We start from the raw sequence: 20612 nt of genomic DNA on the forward strand, positions 1-20612 counted from the left end.
GCCGATTCCGTTTCGGGCCGTTTCTACAAAGCGGGCCTGGTACTCTCGGCGATATTCCACGAGGAGGGCGAGCTTTTCTTCAACAGCCCGGTCACTGGCAATCAACTCGCCGAGCCGCCGTGCTGCGTCGTCCATGCGGGTGTTGGCGAGGTCCAGCAAAGGCTGTAGCGGGAACTGCTCGGTCATCTTGTGTTTCTCTCGGCGTTATCGGACGGGGGCCGGAAATCTTTAGGGGCAGGGTCTGATGACCTTGCTGGCCGGCGCGCGCGTCACGGGGTGGTACCAAACAGTGCGTGAAGCTTCTCCACGGCGGATTCGTAGGGTTCGCTCTCCTCGATGCGCTGCTGCAGGAAGGCCTCCAGGCGCGGATACATGGCGACGGCCTGGTCGAGAACCGGGTCGGAGCCGGCGTGGTAGGCCCCCACTGCGATCAGGTCGCGGGAGCGCTGGTAACGGGAGAAAAGCTGCTTGAAGCGCCGCACCATGTCGAAGTGCTGGCTCTTGACCAGGTTGTGCATGGCTCGGGAGATGGACTGCTCGATGTCGATGGCCGGGTAGTGGCCCTGGTCGGCGAGGTTGCGGGACAGCACGATGTGACCGTCGAGGATGGCCCGGGCCGAGTCGGCGATGGGGTCCTGCTGGTCGTCGCCCTCGGCGAGCACGGTGTAGAAGGCGGTGATGGAGCCGCCACCTTCGGGGCCGTTGCCAGCCCGTTCGACCAGCGCCGGAAGGCGCGCGAACACCGACGGCGGGTAACCGCGGGTGACCGGCGGTTCGCCGATGGCCAGGGCGATCTCGCGCTGGGCCATGGCGTAGCGGGTGAGGGAGTCCATGATCAGCAGCACCTGCTTGCCCTGGTCGCGGAAGTACTCGGCCACGGTGGTGGCGTAGGAGGCGCCCTGCAGGCGCATCAGCGGGCTGCAGTCGGCCGGGGCGGCGATGACGGCTGAGCGGGCCAGGCCCTCCGGGCCCAGGTTGTGTTCGATGAATTCCTTTACCTCGCGGCCCCGCTCGCCGATCAGCCCGACGACGATCACATCTGCGGCGGTGTAGCGGGCCATCATGCCTATGAGTACCGATTTACCCACGCCGGAGCCAGCGAAGAGACCCATCCGCTGGCCCCGCCCCACGGTCAGCAGCGCATTGATGGCGCGGATGCCCACGTCCAGGGACTGGTTGATCGGCGCGCGCTGGAGGGGGTTGATGGGGCGAGCCTGGAGGGGGCGGGAGTGACGTACCGCCAGGGGGCCGAGGCCATCAAGGGGCCGGCCAGCGCCGTCCACCACTCGTCCGAGGAGTTCGTCGCCCATGGGCAGGTGCTTGGCCCGGTCGGAGGCGCGGCGGCGGGGTTCTATGCGCTCGCCGGCAATCAGTGGCGGCTGAGTGGGTTCTACCGGTAGCACCTGGGCGCCGGGTGCCAGGCCGAAGACGTCGTCGGTGGGCATCAGAAAGATCTTTTCGCCGTGAAAGCCCACTACCTCGGCCTCCACCGAGCTGCCGCCGGGGATGATGATGCGGCAACCGGAGCCGAGGGGCAGTTTGAGCCCGGAGGCTTCCATCACCAGTCCGTTGATGCGGGTGAGGCGGCCCGACATCTGGTAAGGGGTGGTTGCCCCCACGAGCTTGCGCCCGTCGGCGAGAAAGGCTCTCCAGGTTTCGATGCCGTGTTCCATCAGGGGCTTTCACCATCCCAGGGGATGTTGCGGCTGAGGTTGTCCATGACTCTGCGCCAGCGGGTCTGCACCGTGGCGTCGATCTGGCTGCCGGCGGCCTCGATGCGCACGCCGCCGCGGGTGATGGTGACATCGTCGACCAGCCGGTGACCGGCGTGGGATAACTGTTCACCCAGGTATTCCTTGGTCATGGCCAGATCCTCCGGGTTGATGTGGATGAGGGCGTGGGCCTGGGGCGATTGAAGCAGGGCTTCCCGGATCAGGTCGACGACCGACTCGGGGCGCACAACCAGGGTTTGACGCACCATCTGGCGGGCCAGCTCGGTGGCCAGGGCCAGGATCTCGTCGGCTACCTCCTGGTCGAGACGGGTCATGGCGTTTTCCAGGCTCTCGACAAGACCGTGAAATTGCATCGCTTCAATGCGGCCGCGCGCCGTGCCCTCTTCGTAGCCCGCAGCGTAGCCATCTTTGCGGGCTTCCTCATGGATGCGCTCGATGTCTTCGGCGGTGGGCAGGTGGATATCCGGCTCAGGCTCGATGGCAGCCGCAGGCGGGGGGGGCAACTCGACCGGTGGTGGCGGTGGCGGCGTTTCGGTGATGTCCGGGGGCGATTCCGCACAGCTTTCGACGGGCTCCGGTGCCGCCGGCTGTGCTTCTGCGGGCGCGTCGAAGGAGGGAAGATCCCAGCGCTGATAGGCGCCGACGGCCTGGTGACGGTTCATGGACATGGTGGGCGGTGAGGCTTAAACGAAGGCATCGTCCCCGCCGCCGCTGCCAAGCGCGATCTGGCCCTCTTCGGCCAGACGCCGGGCGGTCTTGAGGATTTCCTTCTGTTCGGCCTCCACTTCGGACAGGCGCACCGGGCCGCGGGATTCGAGATCTTCCCGGAGCATCTCGGCGGCGCGCTGGGACATGTTCTTGAAGATCTTCTCGCGCATCTCGGGCGGTGCGCCCTTCAGGGCGATGACCAGGGAGTCACTCTGGACTTCACGCAGCAGGGTCTGGATGCCCCGGTCGTCGAGTTCCATGAGGTTCTCGAACACGAACATCTCGTCAAGGATCTTCTGAGCCAGGTCCGGATCGTATTCCCGTACGTTGTCGAGGATCGCTGTCTCGGCGGCCGAACCGACGAAGTTGAGAATGTCCGCGGCATGACGTACGCCGCCCATGGCGGTCTTCTTGACCGTGGATGCCCCAGCCAGCATCCGGGTGAGGGCTTCGTTGAGTTCGCGCAGGGCAACCGGCTGCACCCCGTCCAGGGTGGCGATGCGCAGCAGCACATCGTTGCGCAGCCGGTCGGTAAAGTGTTTGAGGATCTCGCCGGCCTGGTCGAACTCCAGGTGCACCAGGATGGTGGCGATGATCTGGGGGTGCTCGTTCTTGATCATGTCGGCGGCAGTAGCCGCGTCCATCCACTTCAGGCTTTCGATGCCGGCAGTGTCGGAGCCCTGCAGCACGCGGCTGATCAGGTGGGTGGCGCGCTCGTCGCCGAGGGCTTTGGTGAGCATGGCTTTGATGTGCTCATGGTCGGCCTCAATGGGCGTGCCCTTCTCGGCAAAGACGATCAGTTCGTCGAGAACAATCTCGACCTTCTCCCGGGGCTGGGAGGGCATGCCGGCCATGGCAGCGCCGAGCTTCTGGACCTCCTTGGGGCCGAGCAGCTTCAATACTTCGGCCGCTTCGTCGGCACCCAGGGTCATCAACAGCAGGGCACTCTTTTCCTGGCCCTCATCGTTGCTGCTCATTGCTTCCCATCCATTCCTTGATCAGATTGGCGACCACGCGCGGGTTGTTCTTGGCAATCTCGTGCACCTTGGCGAGTTTATCGTCATAGGCCAGGCGGGCTGCGGCTTCTGGCGACAGCGCCACTTCAGCGCCTTCCTCGTCCTCGCCTTCCTCACCTTCTTCGCCATCTTCGCCGTCGGCACGGCCAGCCGCGGCATCGTCTTCTTCCTTCTCCTCGGGCGGGGGGGGCATGACCTGCTTCATCAGCGGCCGGATCACCCCGAAGGCCACAAAGGCGATCACACCGGCGATGACCAGATACTTGATGAGCTCCTTGAATAGGGCAATGTTGTCCGGATCCTTCCAGATCGGGGTTTCGAAGGCGTCCTTGTCGGAGGTGACGAAGGCGCTGCTGGCGACATTGATGGTGTCGCCCCGATCCTTGCTGTAGCCGACCGCTTCGCGGACGAGGTCTTCAACCTGCTTGCGCTCCTCGTCGGTGAGGGGGACGGTCTTGCTGTTGCCGTTCTTGTCCTTTTCTTCCTTGTGGTTGATGGCCACGGCCACCGACAGGCGCTTGATCTGGCCGAGGGCCTTGCGCGTGTGCTGGATGGTCTTGTCCACTTCGTAATTGATGGTTGCGCTCTTGCTGGTGGTGAGGGGGAGTTGGCCGCTGGCGCTGGTCGTTCCCGGCACGGCTGGCGTGGTTACAGGCGCGGTGGCGGGCACGGGGGGCTGGTTGCTGAGGGCGCCCGGAACCCCCTGCGGCCCTTGGTCGCGGGTCTGGCTCTCGTTGCTCTGCTGGCTGCGGATAGCCTGTTCGGGGGAGGGGTTGGGGCGGTAGGTCTCGGCAGTCTGTTCGGTCTGGTTGAAATCCACGTCGGCAGATACCTGGGCGCGGAAATTGCCCTTGCCGAAGAGTGGCGTGAGGATGGCATTGATACGCTCGATATAGCCTTCCTCCAGCTCGCGGGTGTATTTGATCTGGGTGGCGTCGAGGGAGGTGCGCAGGGGGTCGGGCTTTTTGGTGAGGAGGCTGCCGTCCTGGTCGATCACGCTCACGTTGTCGTTGGACAGATTCGGTACGCTGGACGAGATCAGGTGCACGATGCCCGCGATCTGGGCCTGATCGAGACTGCGTCCGGTGTGCAGATTCACCATCACCGAGGCGGTGGGTTTCTGCTCGTCGCGCAGGAAGGCCGTCTGCTTGGGAATGGCCAGATGTACCCGTGCTCCGGCGACACTGGCGATTGCGGAGATGGTGCGCGACAGCTCGCCTTCCAGGGCGCGCTGGTAGTTCACTTGTTCGTGGAACTGGGACAGGCCGAGCTTCTGGGTCTCCATCAGCTCGAAGCCCACCAGGCCGCCCTTGGGGATGCCCTGGGCGGCGAGGCGCAGGCGCAGGTCATGGACCTGGGTGGCAGGGACCAGGATGGCGTTGCCGTTTTCCGAGAACTTGTAGGGGATGTTCTGCTGCTGGAGGCTGGCAACGACGGCACCGCCGTCCTTCTCGGCGAGGTTGGAGAACAGTACGGAATAGTCGGGTTGGCGGCTCCACAGCAGCACGCCGACGATCAGGGCAATGCCGAACGCCAGCGCAGCGCCGGCAGCAAGCTTCTGGCGCTGGGACAGATTGCGGATGTTCTCCTGCACCTGGGCAAACGGTGAGGCGGGCGGTACCGGAGCGGCGGCCTCTTCTGCTGCCATGGAAACATTCCCCCTATTTCGGATGCTCGCATTCTGGCGCGTCGCCTACTCTTTCTACAAAAGGATTAGCGGCGCTTTTTGCCGCCTATTTGCCGCCTTGCCGGGGCTGCGGCAGGCCTAAGCTGCGAACCGGTGAATTTCGTCTCCGTCTCCCCATGACCGACCCTGCTACCGAAGACCGTCTTGATGCCCGTCAGCTGGCCGATGCCTTTCGCCAGTTCAGCCAGGCGTCCGAGGCACTGACCGGTGCCTACGCCGGGCTGCAGACCCAGGTTGGCCAGCTGACCGAGCGCCTGAGCGTCCTGATGGGCGCGTTGCCGGCGGGCGTGGTGGTGCTAGACCGGGATGCCTGCGTGGTGCAGGCCAACAAGGCCGTCGAAGGCATGTTTGGTGCGCAGCTGGCAGGGGTGGACTGGACGGCTTTTTGTGCCACTCGCCTGATCGGCACCGAAACGCCGGGTGAGTGGCAGGTGGATCATGCCGGCGAAACCCGGCGCGTGACCCGGGTGGATGCGCCGCTGGAGTCCGGCGAGGGGCGCATCGTGTTGCTGACCGATGTCACCGAAGCCCATCACATGCGCCTGGCGGCCGAGCGTAACGAGCGCCTGGCTGCCATGGGAGAAATGGTGGCTGGCCTGGCCCATCAGCTACGCACGCCCCTGTCGGCAGCGCTGCTGTATACGGCCACCCTGGTGCAGCAGGAGATGGCTCCGGCCGACAAGGAGCGTGTTGGAACCCGCGCCCTGGAGCGTTTGCGTCACCTGGAAAAACTGATTCGCGACATGCTGTTGTTCGCCCGCGGCGAGACTCTCGGACGCGAACCTTTTGCCATCTGTGACCTGGTGGCCGAGCTGACCCAGACGCTGGAGCCCGTCGCCCGGGCCCGCGGCCTGCGCTTTGAGGCCAGCTGTGCCTGCGGTGACACCCGCGTGGTGGGGGACCGCAAGGCCATTGCCGGCGCCCTCACCAATCTGCTCGAGAACGCCGTCCAGGTCCTGGAGGCTGGCGGCACCATCCATTTTCACGCGGAGCACGACGGTGTGCGGGCCTGCTTCAGGGTTGCGGATGACGGCCGCGGTATCGATCCCGCCCTACAGTCACGGCTTTTCGAGCCGTTCTTTACTACCCGTCCCGACGGAACCGGTCTGGGGCTGGCGATTGCCCGAGGGGTGGCCCGCGCCCACGGAGGCGACATCGGTATCGAGTCGGAGCCCGGCCGTGGCTCCACCTTCACCCTGACCCTCGCCATGGGCGGCTGACGCCCCGTTGCACCCGAGTTTTAGAGAGACCCTCATGCCAGAAGCCCTTCACATCCTGGTTGTTGAAGACGACGCTCCCCTGCGGGACGCGGTGTGCCTGACCCTCGAGCTAGCCGGCCATGCCGTCACCGGGGTCGGCGATGGCCCGGCCGCTCTGGCGGAAGTTGATCGGCAGGCCTTCAACCTGGTGCTTTCCGATCTGAAGATGCAGCCGATGGATGGCTTGCAGCTCCTGGCCGAACTGCGCCAGCGCCTGCCCCAGTTGCCCGTGTTGCTGATGACCGCCTTTGGTGACGTGGAGAAGGCGGTGGATGCCATGCGCGGCGGCGCCTGTGATTTTCTGATGAAGCCCTTCGAGCCCGCGGTGCTGCTAGAGCATGTGCAGCGCTATGCCTTGACCCGTCAGGCCGACGGCATGATCGCAGCCGACCCCCACACCCGCAACCTGCTGGCCCTGGCCGATAAGGTTGCCGAGACCGACGCCACGGTGCTGCTCAACGGGGAGTCAGGCACGGGCAAGGAAGTCTTTGCCCGCTATCTTCACGAACACTCCCTGCGGCGCAGCGGCCCCTTTGTGGCCATCAACTGCGCGGCCATTCCCGACACGCTCCTTGAAGCCACCTTGTTTGGTCACGAGAAGGGCGCATTCACCGGTGCAGCCACATCCCAGGCCGGCAAGTTTGAGCAGGCGGAAGGCGGCACCCTGCTGCTTGATGAAATCTCGGAAATGCCGCTGGGGCTGCAGGCCAAGCTGCTGCGGGTGCTGCAGGAGCGCGAGGTGGAGCGGGTGGGGGGCAAGAAGGCCATTCCCCTGGACATCCGCGTGCTGGCGACGACCAACCGTGACATGACCAAGGAAGTGGCGGCAGGGCGCTTCCGGGAGGATCTTTTCTATCGGCTCAACGTGTTTCCGCTGGCTATCCCGTCCCTGCGTGAGCGGCCGGGTGACATCGTGCCGCTGGCGCGGCATTTTGCACTGATGCACGGAGCCCGTCTGAAGCGGGCCGGCCGGCTCTCGCCCGAGGCTGAGGCCGTGCTGGTCACCTACCATTGGCCCGGTAATGTGCGGGAGCTAGAGAACACCGTTCAGCGCGCCCTGATTCTGAGCGGGAGTGATGCGGTGTCGGCGGAGACCGTCCGCCTGTGCCTGCCCCACTGGAATGGTGAGCCTGTGCGCCTGCCGGTTTCGCCGCTTGCCGTTTCGGCAAATATTGCCGCAGATCCGGTAGTTTCTGCCGTAGAGGTCGGTGAGGGGGCCAAGGACGCGGGGCGTCCGGCCAACATGAAGGATCTGGAGCGTGAGCACATTCTGCAGGTTCTGAAGGAAGTGGGCGGGTCGCGAAAGCGTGCTGTGGCGCAGCTTGGCATCTCCGAGCGGACGCTGCGTTACAAGCTCCAGCAGTATCGCGAAGAGGGGCTCTTCTCTGGCTGATGGCCTCTTGTGCTGCTTGGCACGTGCTTTGCTCTGCTATAGTCGAGACAAAGGAGCAGGATCATGGATACCCGCGGAATCGATCAAATGCTGTCCGAGCTGCGCGCCACTTCACAGGTGGCGTCGGGCAAGGCCGCGCAGGCCGCGACGGCCGCCGGTGAAACCGATTTCGGGCAGGTCCTGCAAAGCGCCATTGCCGACGTGAGCTCAGCCCAGATGCAGGCCCAGGAGATGGCCAAGGGCTTCTCGGCGGGTGATCCCAATGTGAATCTGCAGGATGTGATGGTCAATCTGCAAAAAGCCAGCCTGTCCTTCCAGCAGATGGTTCAGGTGCGCAACAAGCTTGTGACTGCTTACCAGGACATGATGAACATGTCTGTCTGAGGGATTGCCTTGCTCCCGGCGAGCTCTGCTTCCAGCACAACGATGCACTTGGCTTCATGCCGCGGCAAGTGAGCCAGCGGCTTGTTGCCCTGTCATGGGTATGACTCAACTTCTGGCCAGATTGATGAGGCTGTGTGTAGGCTTCAGGCCCGCAATTGCTTGAGAATGGCCGCCGACCGGTAGAGGCCTCCCTCGAAGCTGCGCACCGTCGCGCCGCTCTGTCCGCTCCTTCTATGCCATCGCCAAACAAAAAACTGGCATTGCCGGCTTTCTTGTGCTGACGAAAAGTTCAGCGGATGCGTTCCCGGGCGTTGCGCTCGCGCTCGGCACGGAGGATGTAGCGCTGAATGGAGGAGGCCATGCTTGCTGATAGGTTCATGAACTCACACCCGGCCCGTAGCTCGACACTGCCATCCCGGTTGGTGATGCGGAAGATGTTGCGTATTCGGAGTGATGTCGCAATGGGCCCCACCTCAGGAAGCATCAGCCGGCAATCGCTAAATTCCATGTCGGGCTCAAACACCACGCCATTGGGCGGAACTGTGATGGCCAGCCCGCCACCGCTGATGTCCACGACATCGGCTTCGACGCTGATCACCTTGTTCTCGCCCTCCACGACGATGGGGATCTGGCAGCTCAGGTTGTGGGGGCTGGGGGCCGTAAGACGGTAATACTCACGCCGCTGCAGGCGCAGCAGCACGTCGGGCAGGGCGATCCGAAAGGCGTCATGGCCTTCGTGGGGGAGGCGTTGGATGCTTCGGGCGGCAAACTGGATCTTGATCTTGTCCAGCTGCGTAACACAGATCAGATGCTCCGCTGCTTCAACGCGTTGATTGATGGCTTCATCACTGGCTGCGTCGAGAATGAGGTGGCGTTCGTCCGGCGTGATGGCGAGGATGGCACTCAGGAATGAGTCGGCGCTTGCATCGATGAAGGCACTCAGCATGGCCCGCTTATGCATCAGGGCCCTGAGGTTGTAGAGGATGTCGGTTTTTTCCCGCAGCAGGTAACGAGAATAGTCGTCAGCCTGAAGGAGTTCGAACTTGAGCGGCATGATGGCGATGGCGTCCGGCAATCGGATGATGGACGGGATTCTAGCAGCCCTGAATGGGCTCTCGGAGCCGCTGCAGGCTCCATGCCGGACGGAAGGTGAGGAATCGCCTGAAAATTAACAGGGCGCCGTGAGGCGCCCCGGGAGAACGCACAGTCAGCGTGTGGCTTCGCGTTCGATTTCCTCAAGGCTGGTATGGCGCACGTCCCGCCCCTTGACCATGTAAACCACATACTCGGCGATATTCTTCGCGTGATCGCCGATACGCTCCACCGACTTGGCCACGAACATCAGTTCGATGGACTGGGAGATGGTGCGCGGGTCTTCCATCATGTAGGTGATCAGCTGACGCATGATGCCCTTGAACTCGGCATCCACTTCTTTGTCCTGGCGGACCACTTGGGCTGCCGAGATGGTGTCCAGGCGGGCGTAGGCGTCAAGGGAGGTGCGCAGCATGTCCACCACGGCGTCGGCGATGTGAGCAAGACGGATCTGTGGGGTGAAGGACGAGCTGGTGGTATGCAGTTGTTTGGCCGTTTTGGCGATCTTCTTGGCCTCGTCGCCGATCCGTTCGAGATCGGTGATGGTCTTTTGCACCGTGCTGATCATGCGCAGATCCACGGCGGTGGGCTGGCGTTTGGCAATCACCTGGTTGCAGGCTTCGTCGAGCTCGATTTCCAGGTGATTGACCCGGTTGTCGTTTTCGATGACTTGATCGATCAGCAGCAGATCCCCTTCGGACAGGCCTTCCATAGCCTTCACGATCTGCAACTCGACCATGCCGCCCATCTGCAGGACACGCGTCCGGATGCTTTCCAGTTCGGCGTCAAACTTCTTGGATGTGTGTTCGTTCATGGGAAATCCTGTTGAGGGTGGTATGTAATCGTCAAAGACTAGCAGCGCAACATGACGTTTTTGTTTCAACTGCGTTCATAAGTAACCACACCTTCCGCGGTTGCCAGCAGCAACACGTCGGCCCCACGCTTGGCAAAGAGGCCGCTGGTGACGACACCCACGATGCCGTCGATGGTCGTCTCCAGGCCGGCGGGGTCGCTGATGCTGAGACCATGGACATCGAGGATGAGGTTGCCGTTGTCGGTGATGAAGTCTTTGCGCAGTTCCGGTCGGCCACCCAGGCGGGTGAGTTCGCGGGCGACCTGGGCGCGGGCCATGGGAATGACCTCGACCGGAAGGGGGAAGCGCCCAAGCTGAGTCACCTTCTTGCTGGCATCGCAGATGCAGACAAACTTACGTGCGACCGCGGCAACGATCTTCTCGCGGGTCTGGGCGCCACCTCCGCCTTTGATCATTGCCAACGAGGCATCGATCTCGTCGGCGCCGTCGATATAGACGGGAAGGTCGTCCACTTCGTTCATGTCGAGGAGACGGATCCCGTGGGCGGCAAGGCGGCGGGCGGAGACCTCCGACGATGCGACTGCGCCAGTGATGCGGTTCTTCATCGAGGCAAGGCCGTCGATGAAGAAGTTGGCAGTCGATCCGGTGCCGACGCCGACGATGGCACCTTCGATCACGTAGTCCAGCGCGCGCAGTGCTGCTTGTTGCTTGAGTTCGTCCTGAGTCATGGTGTTGTCGTCTGATACCAAAAGACAAATTCTAACCGGCCGCGGCAAAGAGGTCAGATTCTGCAAACCGTCATGGCGCGATCCCGGGTTGAGGGTAGAGTGTGAAAGCCGTGCGACACTCGTTTCGAAATGTGGCGGGTTGGGGTGACGGATGCCGTGGGCACGACAACAGGGCGTGCAGCAGGCCCGGGGTACCTCATTTATCTTTTGACTGGAGGCAGTGTATGGGTTTGCTCGATCAACTTGCAGGACAGGTTCTGGGTTCCCTGGCGGGAGGCGCACAAGGTGGCGGGCAGTCGCCTCTGATCCAGCTGGTGCTGAACCTCATTCAGAACAGTGAGGGCGGGCTCGGTGGTCTTCTGTCCAAGCTCAACCAGGCAGGGTTGGGCGATCAGGTGGCGTCGTGGGTCGGTACCGGCCAGAACCTGCCGGTCAGTGCGGACCAGCTCGGGCCGGTGCTCAGTGGTGTTGGGGGGCTGGGGGACATCGCGGCCCAGCTCGGCCTGCCTCCGGAGCAACTGGCAGGCCAGCTTGCGCAGCTGTTGCCCCAAGTGATTGACGGCCTCACCCCGAATGGTCAGGTGCCGGATGCGGGTGCCGATCTTCTCGGCCAAGGCCTTTCGGCTCTCGGCGGCCTGCTGGGCAAGGCCTGATTTTCAGGAAGTCGGGGGGGCTCCCCTCAACCCGATCCGGTTGCGACCGGCCGGGTTGGATCGGCGCACCATTCGCTCCATGAGCCTGCATACAGGCGCGCACCATCCAGACCCGCGGCCTCCATGGCGAGCAGGTTATGACAGGCTGTCACCCCCGACCCGCACTGGAGCACTGCGGTGTGTGCGTCTCCGCCCTTCAGGATCCGCCCGTATTCCTCCTGCAGCTCCGATGCCTGCTTGAAGCATCCGTCGGGGCCCAGGTTATCCTTGAAGAATCGGTTGATTGCCCCGGGAATGTGCCCGCCCACCGGATCCAGGGTTTCGTTCTCGCCTCGGTAGCGATCGGGGGCGCGGGCGTCGATGAGCATCATCTCGGACGTGCCGAGATGATGCTGGACATGGTCGGCATCCACCTTCATGCCATTCTGCAGCTTCAGGGTGAAGGCCGCGGCCCGGGCTTCGGGCGTGTCGGTGCTGAGGGGATGCCCGCCGGACACCCAAGCCTGCAGCCCGCCGTTGAGCACTGCGACCTGACTATGCCCCAACCAGCGCAGCAGCCACCACAGGCGCGCAGCAAACATGCCGCCGGCGTCGTCATAGGCCACCACTTGGGTCTGGTCGCTCACTCCGAGGCCGCCGAGCTTGTCGGCCAGCAAGCCGGGTGCCGGCAGAGGGTGACGACCGTTGCGGCCGGTCACGGGGCCTGAGAGGTCCTCTTCCAGATCAAGAAAGAACGCACCGGGAAGATGACCGGCGGCGTAGGTGTGGCGCCCGAAAAGAGGGTCGGCAAGGCTGAAGCGGCAGTCGATGACGCGCCACTCCGGTGTGGCTAGCTGGTCAAGGTCCTTGACGCTGATGAGGCTGGTGAAGGGCACAGACACGGTCTACGTCCTCAGGCGGGGGTTTCAATGCCACCCAGCCAGGCTTCGGCATCATCGGTGTCGTCGAAGACACGGACATCCGCATCCACGAACATCTGCGATAGCCACGCGCTCCAGGTGACCCATTGGTCCTTGGTGAGAATGGCGATGCGGGAGAAGTCGTGGGCGTGTGCCCGGGCAAAGCGGATCTCTTCGAGGGCCATGTCGACGGTGAAGCCGTTCATTTCCCGTAGATCGAAGAGCAGATCCACCGGCCCTTCGAACCGCACCTTGTAGTTGACGACCTCTTCGAACTCTTTGTAGTCGGCCAATGTGAACTCGCCGAGGACGGTTACATTGACCCGGCCTTCCTTGTGGTCTGTAGTGATCATCGCCTGCTTCCTTTGTGGGCTGACTGGACGCCATCAGTGTAGCCCCCCGCTGCCCGCGCTTCAATCGGACTCTAGCACTGGCGTGGGTTTCCGCGATGCGATGGATACCAGAACACCGCTGGCGATGATGATCAGGATGGCCAGAAGCGAGGTCCAGGGCAGGTGTTCATCCCACAGGATGACGCCGAAGAGGCTGGAGAAGATCACCGTGGTGTAGGCCAGGTTTGCCGAGACGATGGTCTTGCCATAGCGGTAGGCCCGGGTCATGGCGAGTTGGGCGCATCCGCCGAAGCCACCGACGCCCGCCAGGATGGCGGCTTCAGACAGGCTGATGGCGTGGATGCTGCCGGATGACAGGGCCCAAGGCAGGCCGAAGGCCGCGGTTATGAGAGAGAACCAAAGCACGGTGCGGGCCTCGGGTTCACCGGCGCGTCCCAACTCGCGCACATTGACATAGGCGAGGCTGGCGATAAGGCCCGAGGCCAGCCCTCCCAGGGCGCCAGACCACTGCTCGGCCTGGAGGGTGGGCTTCAGAAGGAGCACTACGCCGATGAAGCCCAACCCCACCGCTGTGAAGAGGGACTTGCCGACCTGCTCCCGGAACCACCAGGCCAGCAGGATCGCGACGAAAAGGGGGGAGGTGTAGTTGAGGGTGACCGCAGTGGCGAGGGGGAGAATGCCAAGGGCGAAGAAATAGCACATCAGGGCGATGGTGCCCGAGACGCCCCTGGATAGTTGCAGCCGCCAATGGGGCGTGGAGTAGGGGATGCCCTGCAGGCGCAGCAGTATGGCCATCATCAGCAGGCCGACGAAGCCCCGGTAGAACACCAACTCTCCAGTACTGAAGTGGGCCGAGCCGAGCTTTACGCAGACCCCCATGCAGGCGAACAGCAGGCTGGCAACGATCATCCATAGGGATTGCATGATGCAGTGCGGCAGGCGAAAAGCGCCATTCTACTGGAGCCTCCTGGGGGCTGCGTCAGGCATGAAAAAGCCCCCACAGGTTGCACCTGTGGGGGCCCATCAACCAAGCGTGCCGGTGAGGGTTACCGGCGATCTGGGTTTTAGTGGAACTGTTCTTCTTCGGTGGAGCCCGTCAGAGCGGTCACGGAAGACTTGCCACCCTGGATCACGGTGGTCACATCGTCAAAGTAACCGGTGCCGACTTCCTGCTGGTGGGACACGAAGGTGTAACCACGGTCGCGGGCAGCGAATTCCGGCTCCTGAACCTTCTCGACATAGGCGGACATGCCGCGCTTGGCGTAATCCTGGGCCAAATCGAACATGTTGTACCACATGGAGTGGATGCCAGCCAGGGTGATGAACTGGTACTTGTAGCCCATGGCGCCCAGTTCGCGCTGGAACTTGGCGATGGTGGCGTCGTCCAGATTCTTCTTCCAGTTGAAGGACGGGGAGCAGTTGTAGGCCAGCATCTTGCCCGGGTGCTTGGCATGCACGGCTTCTGCGAACTTGCGGGCAAACTCCAGATCCGGCGTGCCGGTTTCACACCACACCAGGTCGGCGTAGTCGGCGTAGGCGATTGCGCGGGAGATGGCCTGCTCCAGACCCTTCTTGGTCTTGTAGAAGCCTTCGGCGGTGCGCTCACCGGTCAGGAAGGGCTTGTCGTTTTCGTCGTAGTCGGAGGTCAGCAGGTCGGCAGCCTCGGCATCGGTACGAGCGATGACAAGGGTCGGCACGCCATAGACGTCGGCAGCCATACGGGCAGCAATCAGCTTCTGCACGGCCTCGGTGGTCGGAACCAGCACCTTGCCACCCATGTGGCCGCACTTCTTCACGGAGGCCAGTTGGTCTTCCCAGTGAACACCGGCAGCACCCGCACGGATCATGGCCTTCATCAGTTCGTAGGCGTTCAGCACACCGCCGAAACCAGCTTCAGCGTCAGCAACGATCGGCAGGTGGTATTCGACGTGGCCGGCGTCGCCAGCGTTGATGTTCTTGGACCACTGGATTTCGTCAGCGCGGTTGAAGGCATTGTTGATGCGCTCGACAACCTTCGGCACGGAGTCAACCGGGTACAGGGACTGATCCGGGTACATGGCGGCGTATTCGTTATTGTCAGCAGCAACTTGCCAGCCGGAGAGGTAGATGGCCTTGATGCCGGCCTTGGCTTGCTGAACGGCTTGGCCGCCGGTCAGGGCGCCCAGACAGTTGACGTAAGGCTGGTTGTTGACCAGATCCCACAGCTTCTCTGCGCCGCGACGGGCCAGGGTGTGCTCAACCTGGAAGGAGCCGCGCAGACGGACGACGTCAGCGGCGGAGTAACCGCGCTTGATGCCTTTCCAGCGGGGGTTTTCGGCCCAGTCTTTTTCGAGGGCGGCGATTTGCTGTTCGCGAGTCAGAGACATACGACATCCTTTACTAACATTGAAGGGGAGGGGAAGCCTGAGGTTTGGTCCGGCCCGGGGAAGGGGCGGACTTGCGCCTGTCCATTTTCCGGAGCTTCGGAGGCGCTCTTTACGATCTCCTGGAGCCCGGTCAGTGGATGAGAGTATAGGCAGGATTTTGCATGGCAGCAAGAAGTCTTATATAAGATATAAGAAATAATTTTTTCAAAAAAAACAGGGGATTAAGCCCCTGTTTTTGTATTGTGAAACGCCGATTGCGATTGTGAAACAAAAAACCGCTGCGCCGCGTCGTTTCTGCCCTGATTTACAGCAGCGGGGTCTCGGAAACGATGACTCCATCCTCGTCAGCGTACAGATATTGACCGGTGACAAAAGTCACGCCGCCGAAGCTAACCGGGATGTCCAGATCGCCGGCGCCCTTCTTGACGCTTTTCATCGGGTGGGTGCCGAGTGCAAAAACGCCCAGATCCATGCCGCCGATCGGTCCCGAGTCCCGGATGCAGCCGTACATGATGACGCCGGCCCAGCCGTTCTTGACGCCGAGGAGGGCGAGTTGGTCGCCCAGCATGGCGCAGCGCATCGAGCCGCCGGCGTCTACGACCAAGACAGCGCCCTGACCCGGGGTGTTGAGGGTCGAGCGCACCAGGGCATTGTCTTCGAAGACCTTCAGGGTGCGGATCGGGCCCGCAAAGCGAGTCTTGCCGCCGAAGCTGCGGAACATGGGGGCGACGGCGTGCACCTTGCCTTCATTGTCATCGCAAAGATCGGTAGTCTGGAATTCCATGCTTGCTCCATCGAGTTGAAAGGCGGGAAAAACAACGGGCGGCCGAGGCCGCCCGTAGGGGTCATGCTTGCGGTCGTAAAAACTATACCGCAGCTTCCGCCAACTCTTCGAACACGAGCTTGACCTTGTCGCTCTCGTCCAGGTCGATGGTGACAGTGCCACCACTGGAAAGGCGCCCGAAGAGCAACTCGTCGGCCAGCGCAGAACGGATGGTGTCCTGGATCAGGCGCGCCATTGGCCGGGCCCCCATAAGCGGGTCGAAGCCCTTCTCGCCCAGCCATTCCTTGAGCCGTTCGGTGAAGTGGGCTTCCACCTTCTTCTCATGGAGTTGTGCTTCAAGCTGCATCAGGAACTTCTCGACCACCCGGGTGATGATCTCGTGGCTAAGCCCCTTGAAGGAGATGATGGCATCGAGACGGTTGCGGAACTCCGGAGAGAACAGGCGCTTGATGTCTGACATCTCGTCGCCCTGTTCACGCTTGGCCGAGAAGCCGATGATGGACTTCTGCATCGCTTCCGCACCGGCATTGGTCGTCATGATGATGATGGTGTTGCGGAAGTCGGCCTGACGTCCGTTATTGTCAGTCAGGGTGCCATGATCCATCACCTGCAGCAGGATGTTGTAGATGTCCGGATGGGCTTTCTCGATCTCATCCAGAAGCAGTACGCAGTGGGGCTTCTTGGTGATCTGCTCGGTCAGCAGGCCGCCCTGATCGAAGCCGACATAACCCGGTGGTGCGCCAATCAGCCGGGATACCGCGTGACGCTCCATGTACTCGGACATGTCAAAACGTACCAGCTCGATGCCCAGGGTGTAGGCGAGCTGCCGCGCGACCTCGGTCTTGCCGACACCGGTCGGGCCGCTGAAGAGGAAGGAGCCGATGGGCTTGTGGGGGTTGCCCAGGCCCGAACGGGACATCTTGATGGCCTTGCCGAGGGCTTCAATGGCGGCATCCTGGCCGAAGACAACGTTTCTCAGATCGCGCTCCAGGGTCTTCAGGGCGGCCTTGTCGTCATTCGAGACGCTGCGTGGCGGAATGCGGGCGATCTTGGCAACGATCTCCTCGATTTCCGTTTTGCCGATGAGCTTTTTCTGCCGTGATTTGGGCAGGATGCGCTGGGCTGCGCCTGCCTCATCGATCACGTCAATGGCCTTGTCCGGCAGGTGTCGATCGTTGATGTAGCGGGCGGAGAGCTCCGCCGCACTCGATAGGGCCGAGGCGGAATACTTGATGCCGTGGTGCTGTTCGAAGCGCGACTTGAGCCCCTTGAGGATCTCGACGGTCTCGGACACTGAGGGCTCCACCACGTCCACTTTCTGGAAGCGCCGGGACAGGGCGTGGTCCTTCTCGAAAATCTGGCGGAACTCGGTGTAGGTAGTGGCGCCGATGCACTTCATCTGCCCGGAGGACAGCGCCGGCTTGAGCAGGTTGGAGGCGTCCAGGGTGCCGCCTGATGCAGCGCCAGCACCGATCAGGGTGTGGATCTCATCAATGAACAGGATTGCATTTGGGTGATCGGCGAGTTGCTTCAGGACAGCTTTCAGGCGCTGTTCGAAGTCGCCCCTGTACTTGGTGCCGGCCAGCAGGGCTCCCATGTCAAGGGCGTATACCTGGGCGTCGGCAAGGATCTCGGGAACGCGGCCTTCGACGATGCGCCGGGCAAGGCCTTCGGCTATCGCGGTCTTGCCAACGCCTGCCTCACCAACCAGCAGCGGATTGTTCTTGCGACGCCGGCAGAGCGTTTGGATGACACGCTCGACTTCCTTCTCGCGCCCTATGAGAGGGTCGATCTTGCCCAGAAGGGCCTGCTGGTTGAGATTCTGGGTGTAGTTGTCGAGTGCGCCGCCGGCCGGGTTGCCTTCCTGCTCCTGTTCGCCCTGTTCGGATTCGCCGCTGGGGCGGCCTGCTGCCGGGTTTGCACCTTGCTGGGGTGTCTTGGTGATGCCGTGGGAAATGAAGTTCACCACGTCCAGGCGAGAGATGTTCTGGCGCTGCAGGAAGTAGACCGCGTGGGAGTCCTTTTCCCCAAAGATCGCGACCAGAACATTGGCGCCGGTGACCTCCTTCTTGCCTGACGACTGGACATGAAGGATGGCGCGCTGGATGACCCGTTGAAAACCCAGGGTGGGCTGAGTGTCGATGTCTTCTGTGCCTTCGACCTTGGGCGTGTGCTCATTCACGAAGTTCGTGAGTTCCTTGCGCAACTCGTCGGTCTTGGCTGCGCAGGCCCGCAACACTTCTGCCGCGGAAGGGTTGTCGAGGAGCGCAAGCAGGAGGTGCTCCACGGTGATGAACTCATGGCGCTTCTGTCGTGCTTCGACAAAGGCCATGTGCAGACTGACTTCAAGCTCTTGCGCGATCATTTCAGTTTTCCTCCATGACGCATGCCAAGGGATGCTGGTACTGGCGTGCGTACGCTATGACCTGCTCGACTTTGGTGGCCGCGATGTCCCGTGGAAAGACTCCGCATACACCAACGCCCTCTCTGTGCACTTTGAGCATGATTCGCGTCGCTTGTTCGCGGTCCTTGCCAAAGTATTTCTCAATCACGGCCACCACGAAATCCATGGGGGTGAAATCGTCGTTAAGGAGCATGACCTTGAAAAGAGGTGGCGGCTTGACCCGCGTCACCGAAGTTTCAAGTACAGACTCTTCCTGCTTTTTGATGACCATGCGACCCATTCTAAACAACCCCGATGATTGTGCAAGAGTGACTTGGCGCACTTGGCGGGGCCTATCAAAACGGCGCGCTTGCCTTCTCATGGTGCGTCGCAAGCGGGGCAAAAGCCGCGTTGAAATGTCGGGTTTTGTTGGAAAACTCACAAAAACAAGACATTTATCTGCTGCTTTGATGTTGTGGCGCAACATTTGTGCCGGGTTACAAATGCGTTGACGGCGCCTATCAAGTCACGTAAAAGCAGGGCTGTGTTCGTGCTGAGCCAGGGGTGATGGGGTTTGCGTTGCGTGTTCGAAGAAGCGCCCTCGAAAGTCCTGCCCCGCCTCGACTCGATCGCATGCCGGGAGTCCGGATCGTATTACTGAAATCAAGAAGGAATGAGCAATATGGCAACTGGTACTGTTAAGTGGTTCAACGACGCCAAGGGTTTCGGCTTCATTACGCCGGATGATGGCAGTGAAGACCTGTTCGCGCACTTCTCTGCGATCAACATGAACGGGTTCAAGTCGCTGAAGGAGGGGGAGAAGGTTCAGTTCGAGGTCACTCAGGGACCGAAGGGCAAGCAGGCGTCGAATATTCAGCGCGCTTGATCCATTCTGATCCGTCGAGGCCTGTGGCCTCGATATAGTGATCCAGACCGCCGGCCTGCGGAAGCTCGCCGGCGGTTTTGTTTTTAGGCTTGGTGCTGGTTGTGGGGCGATGCAGGGCGGGGTGCGCCGAGCTGCTGGGGTGAAATGCAAAAACCCGCCGATTGGCGGGTTTTTAGGTGCAACAAGCGGTAATTGCGTGCCGGAAGCAATTACTTGAGTTTGACTTCCTTGTACGGCACGTGCTTGCGAGCAACAGGATCGTACTTGCTGAACTCAAGCTTGTTCGGGGTGGTGCGCTTGTTCTTGGAGGTGGTGTAAAAATGCCCGGTGCCAGCAGTGGACTCGAGCTTGATCTTTTCGCGGCCGCCTTTTGCCATGTCGATTTATCTCCGGTGGTGAAAAGGCTTAGACTTTTTCGCCGCGAGCGCGAAGCTCGGCGACGATGGTGTCGATGCCCTTCTTGTCAATGGTGCGCAGGGCCGCATTGGATACGCGCAGGCGCACCCAGCGATTCTCGGCTTCGCTCCAGAACTTGCGATTCTGCAGGTTCGGCAGGAAGCGGCGCTTGGTTTTGTTGTTCGCGTGGGAAACGTTGTTACCCACCATCGGTGCTTTTCCGGTCACTTGGCAAACGCGAGCCATTTGTTGCTCCAAACTGGTTTTGATTCGATAAGACTCTCGATTATAAGCGACGAAGCTCACTCGAATCAATACCTTGGTGCGTTTCAAATGGCGAAGATCTGCCTTGTGGTCTCCAAAGCCTAGAGCAGGCCTCGTTCGGCGAAGGATACGGGAGGGGCGTTGCCTGCGACGATAAAGTGATCAAGAACTCTTACGTCGATCAGGGCAAGAGCCTGGATGAGGTTCTTGGTGAGGGATTGATCGGCGATGCTGGGTTCGCCGACCCCGGAGGGATGGTTGTGGGCCAGGATGACCGCTGCAGCGTTGTGTTCGAGAACCAGTTTGACGACTTCCCGGGGGTAGACGGAGGTCTGGGTGAGGGTGCCGCGGAACAACTCCACGTTGCCCATGATCCGGTTCTGGGCGTCGAGGAGGAGGATCATGAAGACTTCGTGGGGGAGTTGAGCCAACTTGAGGCGCAGCCAGTCCCGAACGGCGCGGGGTGAGTCGAGTACGTCGCGGTGGGCCATCTCTTCGACGAGGGCCCGACGGGCCAGTTCGAGCACCGCCTGGAGCTGGGCGTATTTGGCTGGGCCCATGCCCGGAATCGCCGAGAAGGCCGTGGCTGTTGCAGTGCACAGGGCCGACAGCCCGCCGAAATGGGCTAGAAGGTCGCGGGCGAGATCGACTGCGCTCTTGCCGCGGATGCCGACCCGCAGGAACAGGGCCAGGAGTTCCGCGTCCGACAGGGCGCCGGCGCCCAGGCTGAGAAGGCGCTCCCGCGGGCGTTCGTCGGCGGGCCAGTCGGTGATTGCCATGGCGTGTACAATTCCAGCTTCTGAAGGACTCGGAT

The 20612-nt window shown here is 62.0% G+C and carries 22 protein-coding genes and 1 pseudogene; 5 read left to right on the plus strand and 18 right to left on the minus strand.

Going from position 1 to position 20612, the window contains the following annotated elements; translation table 11 throughout:
• From PHI64_RS13000 to fliF, 5 genes and pseudogenes are all read right to left on the minus strand, one after another.
• Positions 1-186, minus strand: a pseudogene (locus PHI64_RS13000) (flagellar export protein FliJ); the annotation flags it as partial.
• A gap of 83 nt (positions 187-269) precedes the next feature.
• Entirely contained in the window at positions 270-1673 is a 1404-nt protein-coding gene (gene fliI, locus PHI64_RS13005; RefSeq protein ID WP_299883440.1) for a flagellar protein export ATPase FliI, read from the minus strand.
• Positions 1673-2401 (minus strand): flagellar assembly protein FliH, encoded by a 729-nt coding sequence (locus tag PHI64_RS13010; RefSeq protein WP_299883442.1) that lies wholly within the window; start codon positions 2399-2401, stop codon positions 1673-1675. The genes fliI and PHI64_RS13010 overlap by 1 nt, the downstream gene beginning before the upstream one ends.
• A 15-nt stretch (positions 2402-2416) precedes the next feature.
• Positions 2417-3418: a flagellar motor switch protein FliG gene (fliG, locus tag PHI64_RS13015; RefSeq protein ID WP_299883444.1), complete on the minus strand. Its 1002-nt coding sequence runs from the start codon at positions 3416-3418 to the stop codon at positions 2417-2419.
• Positions 3402-5105 carry a flagellar basal-body MS-ring/collar protein FliF gene (gene fliF, locus PHI64_RS13020; RefSeq protein WP_299883446.1) on the minus strand — a complete coding sequence of 568 codons (1704 nt, stop codon included), beginning with the start codon at positions 5103-5105 and terminating at the stop codon, positions 3402-3404. Before fliF ends, fliG begins: the two co-directional genes overlap by 17 nt.
• Before the next feature lie 155 nt (positions 5106-5260).
• Here fliF and PHI64_RS13025 point away from each other — a divergent pair, with 155 nt between their 5' ends.
• From PHI64_RS13025 to fliE, 3 genes are all read left to right on the plus strand, one after another.
• The gene (locus PHI64_RS13025) at positions 5261-6364 is read left to right on the plus strand and encodes an ATP-binding protein (protein WP_299883448.1); all 1104 of its coding nucleotides are present in this window, start codon (positions 5261-5263) and stop codon (positions 6362-6364) included.
• Positions 6365-6398: 34 nt separating this feature from the next.
• A complete protein-coding gene (locus PHI64_RS13030) occupies positions 6399-7796 on the plus strand; it encodes a sigma-54 dependent transcriptional regulator (RefSeq protein ID WP_299883449.1) in 1398 nt (465 codons plus the stop codon).
• A gap of 63 nt (positions 7797-7859) precedes the next feature.
• The gene (gene fliE, locus PHI64_RS13035) at positions 7860-8180 is read left to right on the plus strand and encodes a flagellar hook-basal body complex protein FliE (protein ID WP_299883451.1); all 321 of its coding nucleotides are present in this window, start codon (positions 7860-7862) and stop codon (positions 8178-8180) included.
• 289 nt (positions 8181-8469) lie between these two features.
• On the opposite strand, the gene PHI64_RS13040 is transcribed toward fliE, so the two are convergent.
• From PHI64_RS13040 to rpiA, 3 genes are all read right to left on the minus strand, one after another.
• Entirely contained in the window at positions 8470-9234 is a 765-nt protein-coding gene (locus tag PHI64_RS13040) for a flagellar brake protein (RefSeq protein WP_299883453.1), read from the minus strand.
• 153 nt (positions 9235-9387) lie between these two features.
• Positions 9388-10086 (minus strand): phosphate signaling complex protein PhoU, encoded by a 699-nt coding sequence (gene phoU / locus PHI64_RS13045; protein WP_299883454.1) that lies wholly within the window; start codon positions 10084-10086, stop codon positions 9388-9390.
• A gap of 65 nt (positions 10087-10151) precedes the next feature.
• On the minus strand, positions 10152-10814 hold the full coding sequence (rpiA, locus tag PHI64_RS13050; protein ID WP_299883456.1) for a ribose-5-phosphate isomerase RpiA: 663 nt from the start codon (positions 10812-10814) through the stop codon (positions 10152-10154).
• 224 nt (positions 10815-11038) lie between these two features.
• On the opposite strand from rpiA, the gene PHI64_RS13055 reads away from it, so the two are divergent.
• Positions 11039-11467, plus strand: a complete 429-nt coding sequence (locus PHI64_RS13055; protein ID WP_299883459.1) for a YidB family protein — start codon at positions 11039-11041, stop codon at positions 11465-11467.
• 26 nt (positions 11468-11493) lie between these two features.
• On the opposite strand, the gene PHI64_RS13060 is transcribed toward PHI64_RS13055, so the two are convergent.
• From PHI64_RS13060 to clpS, 7 genes are all read right to left on the minus strand, one after another.
• Positions 11494-12348, minus strand: coding sequence for a sulfurtransferase (locus PHI64_RS13060; RefSeq protein WP_299883461.1), 855 nt, complete (start codon positions 12346-12348; stop codon positions 11494-11496).
• An 11-nt stretch (positions 12349-12359) separates the two neighbouring features.
• Positions 12360-12719 (minus strand): STAS/SEC14 domain-containing protein, encoded by a 360-nt coding sequence (locus PHI64_RS13065; RefSeq protein ID WP_299883463.1) that lies wholly within the window; start codon positions 12717-12719, stop codon positions 12360-12362.
• Between the two features lie 60 nt (positions 12720-12779).
• Positions 12780-13643, minus strand: coding sequence for a DMT family transporter (locus PHI64_RS13070; protein ID WP_299883465.1), 864 nt, complete (start codon positions 13641-13643; stop codon positions 12780-12782).
• Between the two features lie 140 nt (positions 13644-13783).
• Positions 13784-15085, minus strand: a complete 1302-nt coding sequence (gene aceA, locus PHI64_RS13075) for an isocitrate lyase (RefSeq protein ID WP_299883467.1) — start codon at positions 15083-15085, stop codon at positions 13784-13786.
• 304 nt (positions 15086-15389) lie between these two features.
• Positions 15390-15869 carry a ribonuclease E activity regulator RraA gene (rraA, locus tag PHI64_RS13080; RefSeq protein ID WP_299883469.1) on the minus strand — a complete coding sequence of 160 codons (480 nt, stop codon included), beginning with the start codon at positions 15867-15869 and terminating at the stop codon, positions 15390-15392.
• An 82-nt stretch (positions 15870-15951) separates the two neighbouring features.
• Entirely contained in the window at positions 15952-18234 is a 2283-nt protein-coding gene (gene clpA, locus PHI64_RS13085) for an ATP-dependent Clp protease ATP-binding subunit ClpA (protein WP_299883471.1), read from the minus strand.
• A gap of 1 nt (position 18235) precedes the next feature.
• Entirely contained in the window at positions 18236-18544 is a 309-nt protein-coding gene (clpS, locus tag PHI64_RS23615) for an ATP-dependent Clp protease adapter ClpS (RefSeq protein ID WP_296565658.1), read from the minus strand.
• Positions 18545-18934: 390 nt separating this feature from the next.
• On the opposite strand from clpS, the gene PHI64_RS13095 reads away from it, so the two are divergent.
• Positions 18935-19138, plus strand: a complete 204-nt coding sequence (locus PHI64_RS13095) for a cold-shock protein (RefSeq protein ID WP_079433360.1) — start codon at positions 18935-18937, stop codon at positions 19136-19138.
• A gap of 209 nt (positions 19139-19347) precedes the next feature.
• On the opposite strand, the gene rpmG is transcribed toward PHI64_RS13095, so the two are convergent.
• From rpmG to radC, 3 genes are all read right to left on the minus strand, one after another.
• Positions 19348-19515, minus strand: a complete 168-nt coding sequence (rpmG, locus tag PHI64_RS13100; RefSeq protein WP_153161166.1) for a 50S ribosomal protein L33 — start codon at positions 19513-19515, stop codon at positions 19348-19350.
• A gap of 28 nt (positions 19516-19543) precedes the next feature.
• Positions 19544-19780, minus strand: coding sequence for a 50S ribosomal protein L28 (gene rpmB / locus PHI64_RS13105; RefSeq protein ID WP_169144506.1), 237 nt, complete (start codon positions 19778-19780; stop codon positions 19544-19546).
• A gap of 119 nt (positions 19781-19899) precedes the next feature.
• Positions 19900-20577, minus strand: coding sequence for a DNA repair protein RadC (gene radC, locus PHI64_RS13110; RefSeq protein ID WP_299883476.1), 678 nt, complete (start codon positions 20575-20577; stop codon positions 19900-19902).
• Positions 20578-20612: the final 35 nt, after the last annotated feature.

It is taken from the genome of Zoogloea sp. (assembly GCF_028689785.1).
Classification (GTDB): domain Bacteria; phylum Pseudomonadota; class Gammaproteobacteria; order Burkholderiales; family Rhodocyclaceae; genus Zoogloea.

Bases quoted from the DNA above. Each gene is read 5' to 3' on its own strand.
- aceA (WP_299883467.1), bottom strand. From the start codon at position 15,085: ATGTCTCTGACTCGCGAACAGCAAATCGCCGCCCTCGAAAAAGACTGG.
- PHI64_RS13030 (WP_299883449.1), top strand. From the start codon at position 6,399: ATGCCAGAAGCCCTTCACATCCTGGTTGTTGAAGACGACGCTCCCCTG.
- rpmB (WP_169144506.1), bottom strand. From the start codon at position 19,780: ATGGCTCGCGTTTGCCAAGTGACCGGAAAAGCACCGATGGTGGGTAAC.
- clpA (WP_299883471.1), bottom strand. From the start codon at position 18,234: ATGATCGCGCAAGAGCTTGAAGTCAGTCTGCACATGGCCTTTGTCGAA.
- PHI64_RS13055 (WP_299883459.1), top strand. From the start codon at position 11,039: ATGGGTTTGCTCGATCAACTTGCAGGACAGGTTCTGGGTTCCCTGGCG.
- phoU (WP_299883454.1), bottom strand. From the start codon at position 10,086: ATGAACGAACACACATCCAAGAAGTTTGACGCCGAACTGGAAAGCATC.
- radC (WP_299883476.1), bottom strand. From the start codon at position 20,577: ATGGCAATCACCGACTGGCCCGCCGACGAACGCCCGCGGGAGCGCCTT.
- fliG (WP_299883444.1), bottom strand. From the start codon at position 3,418: ATGAGCAGCAACGATGAGGGCCAGGAAAAGAGTGCCCTGCTGTTGATG.
- rraA (WP_299883469.1), bottom strand. From the start codon at position 15,869: ATGGAATTCCAGACTACCGATCTTTGCGATGACAATGAAGGCAAGGTG.
- clpS (WP_296565658.1), bottom strand. From the start codon at position 18,544: ATGGTCATCAAAAAGCAGGAAGAGTCTGTACTTGAAACTTCGGTGACG.
- fliE (WP_299883451.1), top strand. From the start codon at position 7,860: ATGGATACCCGCGGAATCGATCAAATGCTGTCCGAGCTGCGCGCCACT.
- rpmG (WP_153161166.1), bottom strand. From the start codon at position 19,515: ATGGCAAAAGGCGGCCGCGAAAAGATCAAGCTCGAGTCCACTGCTGGC.
- fliI (WP_299883440.1), bottom strand. From the start codon at position 1,673: ATGGAACACGGCATCGAAACCTGGAGAGCCTTTCTCGCCGACGGGCGC.
- rpiA (WP_299883456.1), bottom strand. From the start codon at position 10,814: ATGACTCAGGACGAACTCAAGCAACAAGCAGCACTGCGCGCGCTGGAC.
- PHI64_RS13065 (WP_299883463.1), bottom strand. From the start codon at position 12,719: ATGATCACTACAGACCACAAGGAAGGCCGGGTCAATGTAACCGTCCTC.
- PHI64_RS13025 (WP_299883448.1), top strand. From the start codon at position 5,261: ATGACCGACCCTGCTACCGAAGACCGTCTTGATGCCCGTCAGCTGGCC.
- PHI64_RS13040 (WP_299883453.1), bottom strand. From the start codon at position 9,234: ATGCCGCTCAAGTTCGAACTCCTTCAGGCTGACGACTATTCTCGTTAC.
- fliF (WP_299883446.1), bottom strand. From the start codon at position 5,105: ATGGCAGCAGAAGAGGCCGCCGCTCCGGTACCGCCCGCCTCACCGTTT.
- PHI64_RS13010 (WP_299883442.1), bottom strand. From the start codon at position 2,401: ATGTCCATGAACCGTCACCAGGCCGTCGGCGCCTATCAGCGCTGGGAT.
- PHI64_RS13095 (WP_079433360.1), top strand. From the start codon at position 18,935: ATGGCAACTGGTACTGTTAAGTGGTTCAACGACGCCAAGGGTTTCGGC.
- PHI64_RS13070 (WP_299883465.1), bottom strand. From the start codon at position 13,643: ATGCAATCCCTATGGATGATCGTTGCCAGCCTGCTGTTCGCCTGCATG.